Below are 12931 nucleotides of genomic sequence, written 5' to 3' on the forward strand. Positions count from 1 at the left end.
GCTAACGCCCAGCGCGACGCGACGAGATAACCCCGGTGTCGAAGCCCATCAGATTGAGTCCACCATTGAAGCGCGCGTGCTCGACCTTGAGGCAACGGTCCATGACCACGGTGAGCCCCTGCGACTCACCATAAACAGCGGCTTCTTCGTTCCAGATGCCCAGTTGCACCCACACAGCCTTCGCGCCGATGGCGAGCACATCGTCGATCACGCTGGGGATGTCGCTGGCTTTGCGAAAGACATCGACGATGTCGGGCACTTCGGGCAGCGACGCCAGATCGGGATACGCCTTCTCGCCGAGGATCGTGTCGGCGTTGGGGTTCACGAAGTACACGCGGTAGTCGGTCGACTGCAACAGGTAGGTGCCCACGAAGTAGCTCGACCGCGCGGGGTTCGGTGAGGCTCCGACTATCGCGATCGACTTAGCCGCGCGAAGAATGGCGGCACGCTTTTTGGCATCCGGGCCCACCCAGGTTCGCTGCGACTTGAGCAGTTTGGCGAGAGGCGAACTGGCGGGCAGGTCGCACGTGAGCCCGTTGCTGAGCTGGGTGGTCTGCAGTTCTTCGGTCGACATCCTTAGCCCTTCGTCGCTGCGGTCAGCGCCTGGTCGATGTCAGCGATGATGTCTTCTGGGTCTTCGATTCCCACACTGATGCGAACCACACCGGGCAGTACGCCGGCATCGACCAGCTGCTGCTCGGTGAGCTGCGCGTGCGTTGTCGAAGCGGGATGAATCACGAGCGTCTTCGCGTCACCAATGTTGGCGAGATGGCTGGCCAGCTCGACGCTCTCGATGAACGTCTGGCCGACAGCGCGGCCACCCTTCACCTCAAAGGAGAAGACCGAACCGGCACCCTTGGGCAAATACTTCTGGGCCCGTTCGAAGTGTGGATGCCCCGGAAGTCCAGCCCAGTACACCTTCTCGATACGCGAGTCGGCCTCGAGCCACTCCGCGACGATGCGTGCATTGTCGACGTGGGCTTGCATCCGGAAGGGAAGAGTCTCAACGCCGGTCGCGAGCAACCACGCCGAGTGCGGCGACAGGGCCGGTCCGATGTCACGCAGTTGCTCAGCCCGCAGCCGCGTGAGGAAGGCGTACTCACCGAAGTTTCCGCTCCAGTTGAGGCCGCCGTAGCTCGGCACGGTCTCATCGAAGAGCGGGAAACGGTCGGTTGCCCAATCGAAACGGCCACTCTCCACAACAACACCGCCGAGAGTTGTGCCTGCGCCGCCGAGAAACTTCGTCGCCGAGTGGGTGACAACATCCGCGCCCCACTCGATCGGCCGGTTCAGATACGGAGTCGCCACCGTCGAGTCGATGATGAGGGGCAGATTGTGGGCGTGAGCAACCTCGGCCAAGCCCTCGATATCGGCGATCTCGCCCGAGGGGTTGGCGATAGTTTCCGCAAAGATTAGCTTCGTCTTGTCCGTAATGGCCGCCGCATAGTCGGCAGGGTCAGAGGAGCGCACGAACGTGGTGTCGACGCCGAAACGGCGCAGCGTGACATCCAACTGAGTAATCGAGCCGCCATACAAATTGGCGCTCGCGACGATGTGATCGCCAGCACCCGCCAGCGACGCGAAGGTGATGAACTGCGCGCTCAGCCCGCTGCCGGTCGCAACAGCGCCGAGTCCGCCCTCCAGAGACGCAACTCGTTCCTCAAAACTCGCGACCGTCGGGTTAGCAAGCCGAGAATAGATGTTGCCGTACTTCTGCAGAGCAAAGCGGGCGGCGGCATCCGCGGTGTCATCAAAGACATACGCGCTCGTCTGGTAGATCGGCAGAGCACGAGAGCCCGTTGTCGCATCGGGGATATTTCCCGCGTGAATTGCGCGCGTGCGAAAACCATAGTTGCGGTCGGAACCACCCTCATCAGCCATAGCCACAGGCTACCTAACCGGATGCCGTCAGCGGACTTTCGGCGTAACAGAACGCCACGAAACGACTCGGCTTCGACCTCGGAAGGCCGAACCCGCGCTCGACTACACCCAGGTCGGCAACCACCAGCGCAGCCGCAGCAGGTCATAGTCGATGGTCTGGCCCGTCCACAGCGGCCAGAAGAAGACACTGACCGCGATGGCGACAACCACAAACACGGCAACAACACCGAGGCCGCTTGTGCGTCGATAGCGGTCGTCATCGGGTCTGCCGAGGATCACCCCCAGTGCGGCCACGAGCGCCAAAATCAGGTACGGCTCGAACACGATTGTGTAGAACTGAAAAACGGTGCGGTTCAGATAGAGCAACCACGGCAGGTAGCCCGCGGCGACACCCATCAGAATGAAGCCGGTCTGCCACTGGCGGTAGCAAACCAGTCGGTACACAAGGTAGAGGACGGCCGCGGTTGCCGCCCACCAGATGATGGGGTTGGCGATTCCGGAGATCGAGGCGCCGCAGGCATCTGCGAGACAGCCATCATCGCCGCGCGCAATGCTTTCGTAAAACATGCTCGTCGGGCGGATGAGCAGCAACCACGTCAACGGGTTCGCTTGATAGGGGTGGGGTCGGCTCTCGCCGACGTGATAGCTGTACACGCTCGACTGAAAATGCCAGAGGCTTTGGAGGTCGAGGGGCACCCAGCTGAAAATGCCCGTCCACGCGTTTCCGTCGGTTTCGGCCCACGAACGGTCGTAGCCATTGTCGCTGAGGAACCAGCCGGTCCACGATGCGAGATACACGAGCAGAGCAACCGGAACGGTTAACAAGAAACTCACCGGAGCCTGCTTGAAGAGGGTGCCGGAGCCCCAGAAGCTGATGCCAGCGCGGCGGCGAGCCAGAGCATCCACCACCAGACTGTAGACAGCGAAAGCGGCCAAGAAGTAGAGGCCGTTCCACTTGACGGCGGCAGCGAGACCGAAGGCTACGGCGGCAAGCATGAGCCACGGTCGCCACCACAGGGCGGGGCCCCATTCTGTTGCTGCTCCACGTGCACCGCGACGGCTGATCCACAGCGCCAGCCGGGTTGCAGAGTGCTCGCGATCGAGCAGCATTGCGCCCACCCCGAGCAGCGCGAAGATCATCACAGAGTTGTCGAGTAGCGCGACGCGGCTCATCACAATCGCGTTGCCGTCGATCGCCATCAACAGTCCAGCGAGGGTCGCGAGCAGTGTGGAACCGAACAGTTTTTTGGCGATCAGCATGAGCACAATGACCGCAAGAATGCCCACGATGGCGGTTGCGATGCGCCACCCGAAAGGGTCTTCGCCTCCGCCCGGCAGCATGCCCAACCCGATCAACCATTTGCCGAGCGGCGGATGCACGACAAACGACGGGTCGTTCAAGAAGATGTTGACTTTGCCGCCATTGAACAAGGCATCGGCTTCGGCAGGCCACTGCGCCTCGTAGCCGAGGTTCACAAGAGTCCACGAATCCTTCACATAGAAGGTCTCATCAAAAACCAGCGACGACGGATGCCCGAGGCCCACCAATCGAGTGAACGCGGCGATTACCAGCACTATCGCCGGCCCAGCCCACCCGAGCCAGCGCTGGAGCAGGGGATTTCTCGCCGCCCACCAGTCATCGAGGCGGGAACCTTCATCGTGGTAGCGAGCGGTGTTCGACGGTGAGTTCGGGAGGGGCGACGACGGGGTGCCATCGCTGTCAGCAGAGTTGTCGGGGGCACTCGACAGCAGTTCGTCGAAGTCGCGCGGGATTCTCTGGCTCACCCCGCAATGTTACTGAGCGTTGTGCCGTGCTGCTGCCGAGCGCAGCCCGAGTGAGGACTGTATGCCCTCGCGGATCACTCGTGCGGCGCCGTCCAGCGCCCGCTGGGTGTGCCGAATGACTGCCAGATCCACGCGACGGCGGTTTCGGCGGGCGGGCGGGGATCCATCGCGAGCCAGGCTTCGATGATGCCAAACGTTGCGCCGGTGATGCTTGCGCTTTCAATCTCCAAGGCGAGGTCGTCTCGGTGCTCCGCGCTGTGGCTCAGGATTCCCTCGCGCACAATCATTTTCAGTCGAGTTCGCATTCGTGAGGCAACGAGCGCCGAGCCGCGCGGCCCGAGCGCGCTCGAATAGACCTCTGAGTTCGAGTCGATGTGAGAGAGGTAGTTGGTGAGGGCGGGCGGGGGTTCGTCGCTTTCGGGATCGAGGTCGGCCAGTTGCACGCCCGCTTCATCCGCTGCTGCTTCGATAGCGAAGGCAAGCAATGTCTCTTTATCGGGGTAGTGCTGGTAGAAACTGCTGCGGTTTACGCCGGCACGTTCGGCGATATCGCCGACCGTCACTTCATCAAGAGGGCGCTCTTGAGTGAGGGCGAAGAGTGCCTCTTGCAGGCTTCGCCGGGTTCGTTCGACTCGAGCATCCATCCCTTGATTCTGACAGATTGTGGGCGCGAAGCCGTGAGTTTTCCGACAACTGTTGGAAAAGCGGTAATTCTGCGAATACCATGGTCACTGGCCCAACGACGTGCTCGTTCTACATTCCCAACGAGAGGTCTATTTCAGCATGGCTGAACTCCTTTACCGCCTTGGTCGATTCTCGGCCCGCCGCGTCTGGCTTGTCATCGTGAGCTGGCTCGCCGTATTGGGTTTGGCCGTGGGTGCCTTCGCCCTCTTCGGTGGCACCCTCACCTCATCGATGTCGATTCCGGGAACCGAGACAGACCGGGTCTCCGCGGAGCTCAGCGATCGAATCGGAGACGTGAGCGGTGCATCCGCGACAATCGTTTTCGCCTCCGAAAGTGGCGACGAGTTCACCGCCGAGCAGCGCGAGAAGATCACCGAAACTCTCGACGACCTCACCCCGCTCGACCACGTCAGCGGCGTTATTGATCCCTTCGAGACGGATGCTCAGCGCACCGAACAGGCGCAGGAACTCTCTGACGGCCGCGATCAGATTGTGGCAGGCAAGCAGCAGATCGTTGACGGTCAGACGCAACTGGATGCGGCGAAGCAAGAACTTCAAGCCGGTCAAGCGCAACTCGATGCTGCCATCGAACAGGCAAAAGCAGCCGGTGTCTACGACGCATCGGTAGCGGAGTTTGAGGCTCAGCAGGCCAAAATCGATGCCGGCATGGCACAGATCGACGAGCAGCAAGCCACGATCGACGACAACGCTGCGACCATCGAAGAGAACGAGCAGAAGCTTGAATATGGCGAGCGCCTCATGGAGGCGGCGGCCAACATCACCACCATCTCGGATGATGGGGCGACGGCCTTGGGCCTCGTCACCTTCGACGTCGACCTTTTCGATGTGTCGGGAGACCTCAAGAGCACGATCGCATCGCAGCTCGAGAATGCCGATATCCCGGGTGTTCAGGTCGACTACTCTTCGGCGATCGCTAACTCCACCGATGGCCTTCTCGGCGTCGGTGAAATCATCGGTGTGATCTTGGCCGGGCTCGTCTTGCTCATCCTTTTCCGCGCATTCCTGCCCGCCGTGCTCCCCATCGTGTCGTCGGTCATCGGTGTCGGCATTGGTGTCGCCGGAGCGTTGGCCTTCTCCGATGTTGTGCAGATGACATCCGTCACCCCGATTCTTGGAGTGATGCTTGGCCTCGCGGTCGGAATTGACTACACGCTCTTCATCGTGCAACGCCACCGCAGGCAACTCGCTGCCGGTATGGATCTTCACGAATCAATCGGTCTCGCCAACGGAACCTCCGGCAACGCCGTGTTGTTTGCCGGCTCTACAGTGCTCGTCGCTTTGCTGGCGCTGAACGTCAGTGGAATCCCGTTCCTGGGAGTGATGGGAACAGTCGGCGCCGTCTGCGTGCTGATCTCAGTTCTGATCGCGGTGAGCCTCACCCCAGCGCTGCTGTCTCTTCTCGGCAAGCGAGTGTTGTCGCGTCGATCACGCGCCAAGATTGGCCACGAGTATCAGCAGCAGAAGCCACCGCGCCCGATGCGAACCGGTCGCGCGGTAGCGACTCTCGTGCTGACGGTGATCGGTCTTCTCATCATTGCGATTCCCGCGATGTCGATGCGCTTGGGGTTGCCAGACGGTTCCTCCGAGCCCGCAGACTCGACCCAATATCGTTCCTACAAGCTCGTCGCTGAAGAGTTTGGAGCCGGTCAAAACGGTGCACTCTTGGTCACCGCGAGTCTGCAGGATGCGGTTTCTGAAGATGATGTTCTCAAAACTCAGGCCGACCTCGCTGATCAGTTGATGGCGTTCGATGACGTGGTCGCAGTGGCGCCCGTGGGTGTTTCTGACGAGAACGACTTTTTCGCTTTCCAAGTGATCCCCACAGATGGCCCTTCGAGCGTCTCGACTGAAGCGCTCGTGCACAACCTGCGCGATAGCTCACCGATCGATGGAGACATCGCTCTCGGTGTCGCGGGTACCGCCAGCGGAAATATCGATATCTCAGAGAAGCTGGCATCGGTATTGCCCCTGTATCTTGCGGTAGTTGTGGGGCTATCTCTGCTAATTCTGATTCTCGTGTTCCGCTCGATACTTGTTCCGATCATCGCCACCGCGGGATACGTCCTGTCGCTCTTGGCGGCCTTCGGTGCCATCGTCGCCGTCTACCAGTGGGGATGGTTGGGGGCGATCTTCGGCATCACCGACCCTGGTCCCGTGCTGAACTTTGCGCCGATCATCATCATGGGTGTGCTCTTTGGCCTCGCGATGGACTACCAGTTGTTCCTCGTGTCAGGCATGCGAGAGGCGTACGTTCATGGCGTTCCTGCCAAGGCCGCCGTCATGAGCGGACTCCGCAGCGGGCGGGCAGTGGTGACTGCTGCAGCGATCATCATGATTGCCGTCTTCGGTGGCTTCGTGTTCTCCCACCTCGCGATGGTGCGGCCCATTGGGTTCGGTCTCGCAATCGGCGTGCTCTTCGACGCTTTCGTTGTGCGCATGTTGCTGATCCCCTCGCTCATGCACCTGCTCGGTGCATCCGCGTGGTGGTTGCCGAAGTGGCTTGACCGCATCATCCCGAGCGTCGATGTTGAAGGTGCCGCGCTTGAGCGCAGCCACCCCATGCACGCGCCCGAGACGGATGACGCACCCGGCGCGACCGCGACGCCGACAGGCACCGCGCACTAAGTCAGCGCAGAGTACCTCACCCACACTGCCCGGAGGGGTTCCGCCTTAAAGCGGGGTCTCTTCGGGCAGTAGTGCGTTCGGCCCCGCTCCCGGAGCGCCCGGCACACGGGATGCTGCCCTCACCGCCCCAATCGAGGCCGCAATAACGAGCACGATTCCGACACCCTGCACGAGAGTGATGCTCTGGCCGAGCACGAAGAATCCCGCGCCCGTCGCGATAGCGGGCGCCAACGCCATCAGCACCGAGAAAGCGGCAGCAGAGATGCGCCGCAAGGCAATGAGTTCGAGCGCATAAGGGATTGCTGAGGAACATACAGCCACCGCGAGCCCCCGCACCAGAATTGACGGCTCGAGCAGAGTGCTGCCCGCTTGCGCGATGCCGAAAGGGAGGCTGATGATCGCGCCGATTGCCATAGCGATGGCCAGACCATCCAGTCCAGCGAAAACCTGCCCAGTCTTGCGCGAGGCCAAAATATAGCCGGCCCACGACACTGCGGCGGCCAGCGCGAAGGCGACACCGACCGGGTCGAGAGCGCCGATGCTGCCGAGGCTCAGCAGGGCGACCCCGGCAAAAGCGAGCAGCGCCCACAGCCACGCACTCGCCCGCCGCGCCACAATCACAGACAGCACGAGAGGCCCAAGCACCTCGATCGTTACCGTTGCTCCCAGATCAACCCGCGAAAGAGCTTCGTAGAACAGGAGGTTCATTCCGCCGAGCGATATTCCAAAGATCAACGCCATCAGCCAGGCGCGCTTCGAGATCGCGCGCAGATTGGGGCGGGCAATTGCGAGCAGAATGGCGGCCGAAAACACGAGTCTGAGCGAGACCATTCCTGCTGGCCCGACCTCGGGAAATAGCAACACGGCAACAGACGCACCGACGTCTTGAAAGATGAGCCCCAAGACCACGAGCATGACAGCACCGAGTGGTGTTCCCCTCAAGGGCGGCGGAGTCGACATAGTGCAACACTACGACCTCACTGAGGCGCTCAACGCACGATCGGCGGGCGCACAACGGTGGCGGAGTGTGGGTGGGAGAATGGGCACGTGATCATTCTTGCGGCGACACCCATCGGCAACCTTGGCGACGCCTCCCAGCGCCTCATCGAGGCACTGACAAACGCTGAGGTGATTGCTAGCGAAGACACTCGAACAACAATCCATCTCATGCGCGCCCTCGGTATCGACAACCGGCCACGGCTCATCCCGCTCCACGAACACAACGAGTCAGAAAAGGCCGTTGAGATTGTCGAACTTGCTCGCGAAGCTGATGTTCTCGTCTTGAGCGATGCCGGGATGCCCGCCATTAGCGATCCCGGATTCCCTCTCGTCGCCGCGGCCGCCGCCGCCGGAGTAACCGTCACCGCTCTGCCTGGACCGAGCGCCGTCCTCACTGCCCTCGCCGTCTCTGGCCTACCGACCGACCGCTTCAGTTTCGAAGGCTTCCTGCCTCGCAAGGGCCGCGTCGCCTACTTCCGCAGCCTCGCTCGCGAAGAACGCACGATGGTGTTCTTCGAAAGCCCCAATCGTCTGCCGGCGGCGCTCGCCGATTTGGCCACGGCCCTCGGTGATGATCGTCGCGCTGTCGTCTGCCGCGAGCTCACCAAAATGTACGAAGAAGTCGTCAGAGGCACGGCTGCTGAACTTGCCGCGAAATTCAAGGATGGCGCTCGGGGCGAGATCTGTCTCGTCGTCGAGGGTGCTGCCCCCGCGACCTCTGATCTGCCGACAGCCGTCAGGTATGTGCTCTCGCTTGTTGCCGACGGGGCCCGTCTGAAAGAGGCGGCTACCGAGGTGGCTGAGCAGACCGGACTGAGCAAGCGCGAACTGTATGAAGCAGCGCTGCAGGCTAAGAAAAAGTAGCAACGCCGCCCATTATGCGTTCGGCAGAGCTCTGACGCCGCACGGTAATCGCGCCGCAGAAACGACGATCGCCCGAGCCGCAACCCCTTCGCAGAAACTCTGCGAGGGGGTGCAACTCGGGCGATGGCGCCCACTAGTGGTGGAGGCTGTGACGATCTGTGCGGTTAGGCTGCGACCGGTACTTGAGCCGCGGCGGTAGTGGTGACCGTCTCGCTCTTGCGTACGAAGCGCTTGAGGGCGACCACGATCAGTGCCGTGACGACCATTCCCGCGACAATCGCAACCAGGAACATCGGGAATGGGTTGATCGCGAAGAACACGAACACTCCGCCGTGGGGTGCCTGCGATGTGACGCCGAACGCCATGATGAGCCCGCCGGTGACAGCACTACCGATCGCGCTGGCGGGGATGACGCGCAGCGGGTCAGCAGCAGCGAACGGAATGGCGCCTTCGGAGATAAACGAAGCGCCGAGCAGCCACGCGGCCTTGCCGTTTTCCTTCTCGACGGGCGAGAACAGGCGACGAGCGAGCACGGTGGAGGCGAGAGCCATCGCGAGTGGAGCAACCATTCCCGATGCCATGACAGCGGCCATGATCATCCACGGTCCCTGATTGTCGAGCGCACCGGCACCGAGGCCAGCAACGGCAAACGAGTAAGCAACCTTGTTGACAGGGCCACCGAGGTCGAAGCCCATCATGGCGCCCAGAATGAGGCCAAGAACGACAGCGGATGCACCGTTCAAGCCATTAAGGAAGTCGTTCAGTGCAACGGTGAGCGATGCGATCGGGCCGCCGAGGATCAGCACCATCAGGCCGGAAGCGAAGATCGACGCCAACAGCGGGATCACAACTACGGGCATGAGACCACGGAACCAGGCCGCCGTCTTGCGCTGAGCGAGCCAGTGAGCGGCAACACCGGCGAGGAGTCCACCAACGATACCGCCGAGGAAGCCCGCACCCATGAGGCCAGCAACAGCACCGGCAGTGAAACCGGGGGCGATGCCGGGACGGTCAGCAATCGCATAGGCGATGTAACCGGCAAGGGCAGGAACGAGGAACCCCATCGAGGCAGCACCGATCTTGAAGGCGGCAGCACCGAGGTAGGCGGCGACTCCGCCATCAGGTAGGTTCCACAGACTGTTCTGCGTGATGATGTCGCTTGCCGTGTCAGTGATGAGGTAGCCGCCGAGCAAGAAGCCGAGCGCGATCAGCAGACCGCCACCGGCAACAAACGGAATCATGTAGCTCACACCCGTCAGCAGTGCGCGCTTGACGGTCTGGCCGAAGTGCTCGTTGTTGGTCGAGCCAGCGCTTTCGCTTGCTCCGCCAGTGGCAGCAACACGAGGAGCGCTGGGATCGTTGGCAGCAGCCATAGCTTCGGCGATCATCTCGTCAGGAGCGTCAATGCCGCGCTTTACCGGCGACTGCACGAGCGCTTTGCCCGCGAAACGGCCCTTGTCGCGAACATCCACATCAACAGCAAAGATGACGGCGGATGCTGCAGCAATGATGGCGGGGTCAAGTGGCGTTGCGCCTGACGAACCCTGAGTCTCGACGTGAACATCGATGCCGGCGCGTTCACCGGCAGCCACGAGGGAATCAGCGGCCATGTAGGTGTGGGCGATTCCGGTTGGGCAGGCGGTGACAGCGACGAGGCTGGGTCGTGCCGCTGATCCAGAGTCCGGAGCAGCATGCTTCGCGGCGCCTGCAGCGGCAGCGGGTGCTGCTTCGCTCTCTGGTGCCGTTGCCTGCTCGACAAGCGCCACAATCTCTTCACGAGTGCCTGCTGCGCGCAGGCTGTCGACGAACTCGGGGTTGACGAGTGAGCGGGCGAGAGCCGAGAGCAGCGTGAGATGTTCTTGGTCGGCGCCGGCGGGGGCGGCAATCAGGAAGATGAGGTCGGCGGGAGCATCCGTGGCACCAAAATCAACGGCAGGCTTGAGGCGCGCCATGACGAGAGTTGCATCGGTGACTGCCTCTGAGCGGCAGTGAGGAATCGCAATGCCGCCAGGAACGCCGGTATCGGTTTTCTGTTCGCGAGCCCACGCGTCATCGAAAAGGGACTCAGCGTTGGTAGCGCGACCCTGCTCGGCGACAAGATTCGTCAGCGCTCGGATTACCCCGGCGCGGTCGGTGCCGAGATCGGCATCCAACAACACGAGGTCGGGGGTGATGAGTTGCGTCATTGCTTTCTCCTTGTATGCAGCAGTGGTGGTGCTGAGGTTTATTTGGCGCCCGCTCTGCTGAGCACGTGAACGTCAGCAGAGTCGGGATGGGTCTGGTCGGGGGTTGGCATGGTGCTGCCGGGAAGGGATGCGGCAGCGGCTCCGTGAGCGACAGCTTGTGCCAGTCGCCCTTCCGGTGTTGCGCCGCGCTGATCGGCTAAGAGGTAGCCGGCGAGGGAAGCGTCTCCTGCACCAACGGTGCTCTTGGCGGCGACGGGAGGCATTGTTGCTCGCCAAGTCTCATCTGCGGTCACGAGGAGTGCTCCGCGAGATCCGAGAGTGGCGAGTACGGCTCGGCATACCTGCGAGACGAGGCTGAGCGCGGCGGCGGCCGCGGCATCCGTATCGTTCTCGAAGGTGTCGGGGAGCCCGGTGAGTTCGGCGAGTTCTTCTGCGTTGGGTTTGATGAGATCAACCACGACGCCAGCCTTAACGAGCGCGTGCATGGGGGCGCCAGAGGAATCAACGGCGATGCGGGGGAGTGGCCCATCGGTCGCGGCGCGAATCGCTTCAACGACCCGAACGTAGAAGTCGTCGCTCAAACCGGGAGGGAGGGACCCTGCCAAAACAACCCATTCGGCGCGACGCGCATGGGACACAACGAGCTCAATGAGCGCGGCGTCGTCGGCTGCGGTGAGCTGCGGGCCAGGTTCATTGATTTTGGTGGTCGTTCCATCGGGCTCGGTGAGCGAAATGTTGGAACGCACGCGGCCGGCAATGGGCAAGCCAGCGGTAGGAGTGTGTTCAGCGCGCAAAGCGACGAGCATCGGATCTGAGGCATCGCCAGGAAGAACAGCAACGGTGTCCAGGCCGGACGCGATCAGTGCCCGAGAGACGTTGACGCCTTTGCCGCCTGGCTGTTCGCTGCTCGAGAGTGAGCGCTGAACTTCGCCGCGGTCGAGAGCGGAATCGAGCTCGATAGTGCGGTCGAGACTGGGATTTGCGGTGACAGTGACAATCATGCGATCACCGTTTCTACATCGGCGTGCTCGAGGGCGAGTGTGAGCTCATCATCTGGGGAGTGATCGGTGATGATGGTGTCGACGTCAGAGAGTGAGGCGAAACTCATGAGAGCTTCGATGCCGAGCTTCGACGCATCGACGAGGGCGATGGCGCGTCGTGAGCCCCGAGTGAGAGCGCTTTTGACCGCAGCTTCATCGGGGTCTGGCGTGCTGAATCCGAAGTCGGCGTGCACTCCGTTTGCTCCCAAGAATGAAATATCGGGGCGGATGCTGGCCAATTGGTCGAGGGTCGTCGCTCCGACGGCGACACCGGTGATTCCGCGAAGGCGACCGCCAATGACCTGAACATCGATGTGGGGATTTTCGCTCACGATTGCGGCGATGGAGATGGAGTGGGTGATGACGGTCAGAGTGCTCTCGGATGTCGCGGGAACCCAATTGACTAAGTGCTGGGCGAGCCGGCTCGTGGTGGTTCCGCCGTCGATGCTGATCGCGCCGGAGAAGTTGGAGGGAATGAGGGCTAGCGCGGCCTGCGCGATTCGCTCTTTGGCATCGGAGTTACGGTCGGTGCGCTGAGCGACACTTTCTTCGATGCGGCTGACCCGAGCCGCCGAGACTGCGCCGCCATGAACACGGCGCAGCACCCCCCTGGCCTCGAGTTGATCAAGGTCTCGGCGAACGGTTTCACTTGACACGTCAAACGTGCGAGCGAGGTCGATTACGGCAACGCGACCGGCGACAGCGAGTTTTCCCTCGATGTGCTGCTGCCGCTCTTCTGCATACATTCCGTAATCTCCTGTGATTGGTTAACGCACCCGAATGCGTTTCTGTGAGAATACGCCCGTTCTTGTGGGATTGCAATAGAAATAAAGAAAAAGCCACATA

At 61.9% G+C, this 12931-nt stretch carries 10 protein-coding genes; 2 read left to right on the forward strand and 8 right to left on the reverse strand.

Going from position 1 to position 12931, the window contains the following annotated elements:
- Window position 1 precedes the first annotated feature (1 nt).
- The 4 genes from AC061P_RS03260 to AC061P_RS03275 form a co-directional block, all read right to left on the reverse strand.
- Entirely contained in the window at window positions 2-574 is a 573-nt protein-coding gene (locus AC061P_RS03260; RefSeq protein WP_480391815.1) for a CoA-binding protein, read from the reverse strand.
- Between the two features lie 2 nt (window positions 575-576).
- Window positions 577-1881 (reverse strand): O-acetylhomoserine aminocarboxypropyltransferase/cysteine synthase family protein, encoded by a 1305-nt coding sequence (locus AC061P_RS03265; RefSeq protein ID WP_480391816.1) that lies wholly within the window; start codon window positions 1879-1881, stop codon window positions 577-579.
- A 102-nt stretch (window positions 1882-1983) separates the two neighbouring features.
- On the reverse strand, window positions 1984-3666 hold the full coding sequence (locus AC061P_RS03270) for a dolichyl-phosphate-mannose--protein mannosyltransferase (RefSeq protein ID WP_449648767.1): 1683 nt from the start codon (window positions 3664-3666) through the stop codon (window positions 1984-1986).
- Between the two features lie 74 nt (window positions 3667-3740).
- On the reverse strand, window positions 3741-4310 hold the full coding sequence (locus AC061P_RS03275) for a TetR/AcrR family transcriptional regulator (RefSeq protein WP_449648766.1): 570 nt from the start codon (window positions 4308-4310) through the stop codon (window positions 3741-3743).
- 139 nt (window positions 4311-4449) lie between these two features.
- On the opposite strand from AC061P_RS03275, the gene AC061P_RS03280 reads away from it, so the two are divergent.
- Window positions 4450-6996 carry an MMPL family transporter gene (locus AC061P_RS03280; protein ID WP_480391817.1) on the forward strand — a complete coding sequence of 849 codons (2547 nt, stop codon included), beginning with the start codon at window positions 4450-4452 and terminating at the stop codon, window positions 6994-6996.
- A 45-nt stretch (window positions 6997-7041) separates the two neighbouring features.
- Here the strand turns inward: AC061P_RS03280 and AC061P_RS03285 are convergent, their stop codons facing one another.
- Window positions 7042-7911 carry an EamA family transporter gene (locus AC061P_RS03285; RefSeq protein ID WP_480392154.1) on the reverse strand — a complete coding sequence of 290 codons (870 nt, stop codon included), beginning with the start codon at window positions 7909-7911 and terminating at the stop codon, window positions 7042-7044.
- 132 nt (window positions 7912-8043) lie between these two features.
- Between AC061P_RS03285 and rsmI the strand changes: the two genes are divergently transcribed.
- A complete protein-coding gene (gene rsmI / locus AC061P_RS03290) occupies window positions 8044-8859 on the forward strand; it encodes a 16S rRNA (cytidine(1402)-2'-O)-methyltransferase (RefSeq protein ID WP_480391818.1) in 816 nt (271 codons plus the stop codon).
- A 164-nt stretch (window positions 8860-9023) separates the two neighbouring features.
- Here rsmI and AC061P_RS03295 read toward each other — a convergent pair whose 3' ends face one another.
- From AC061P_RS03295 to AC061P_RS03305, 3 genes are read right to left on the reverse strand one after another with little or no spacing between them, the layout of a single operon-like run.
- Window positions 9024-11045, reverse strand: coding sequence for a PTS fructose transporter subunit IIABC (locus AC061P_RS03295; RefSeq protein WP_480391819.1), 2022 nt, complete (start codon window positions 11043-11045; stop codon window positions 9024-9026).
- A 38-nt stretch (window positions 11046-11083) separates the two neighbouring features.
- Window positions 11084-12046 carry a 1-phosphofructokinase family hexose kinase gene (locus AC061P_RS03300; RefSeq protein ID WP_480391820.1) on the reverse strand — a complete coding sequence of 321 codons (963 nt, stop codon included), beginning with the start codon at window positions 12044-12046 and terminating at the stop codon, window positions 11084-11086.
- A complete protein-coding gene (locus tag AC061P_RS03305) occupies window positions 12043-12831 on the reverse strand; it encodes a DeoR/GlpR family DNA-binding transcription regulator (protein WP_449648761.1) in 789 nt (262 codons plus the stop codon). Before AC061P_RS03305 ends, AC061P_RS03300 begins: the two co-directional genes overlap by 4 nt.
- Between the last annotated feature and the right edge of the window lie 100 nt (window positions 12832-12931).

It is taken from the genome of Rhodoglobus sp. G.S.4 (assembly GCF_056619605.1).

Bases quoted from the DNA above. Each gene is read 5' to 3' on its own strand.
- AC061P_RS03260 (WP_480391815.1), bottom strand. From the start codon at position 574: ATGTCGACCGAAGAACTGCAGACCACCCAGCTCAGCAACGGGCTCACG.
- AC061P_RS03265 (WP_480391816.1), bottom strand. From the start codon at position 1,881: ATGGCTGATGAGGGTGGTTCCGACCGCAACTATGGTTTTCGCACGCGC.
- AC061P_RS03275 (WP_449648766.1), bottom strand. From the start codon at position 4,310: ATGGATGCTCGAGTCGAACGAACCCGGCGAAGCCTGCAAGAGGCACTC.
- AC061P_RS03280 (WP_480391817.1), top strand. From the start codon at position 4,450: ATGGCTGAACTCCTTTACCGCCTTGGTCGATTCTCGGCCCGCCGCGTC.
- AC061P_RS03285 (WP_480392154.1), bottom strand. From the start codon at position 7,911: ATGCTCGTGGTCTTGGGGCTCATCTTTCAAGACGTCGGTGCGTCTGTT.
- AC061P_RS03295 (WP_480391819.1), bottom strand. From the start codon at position 11,045: ATGACGCAACTCATCACCCCCGACCTCGTGTTGTTGGATGCCGATCTC.
- AC061P_RS03300 (WP_480391820.1), bottom strand. From the start codon at position 12,046: ATGATTGTCACTGTCACCGCAAATCCCAGTCTCGACCGCACTATCGAG.
- AC061P_RS03305 (WP_449648761.1), bottom strand. From the start codon at position 12,831: ATGTATGCAGAAGAGCGGCAGCAGCACATCGAGGGAAAACTCGCTGTC.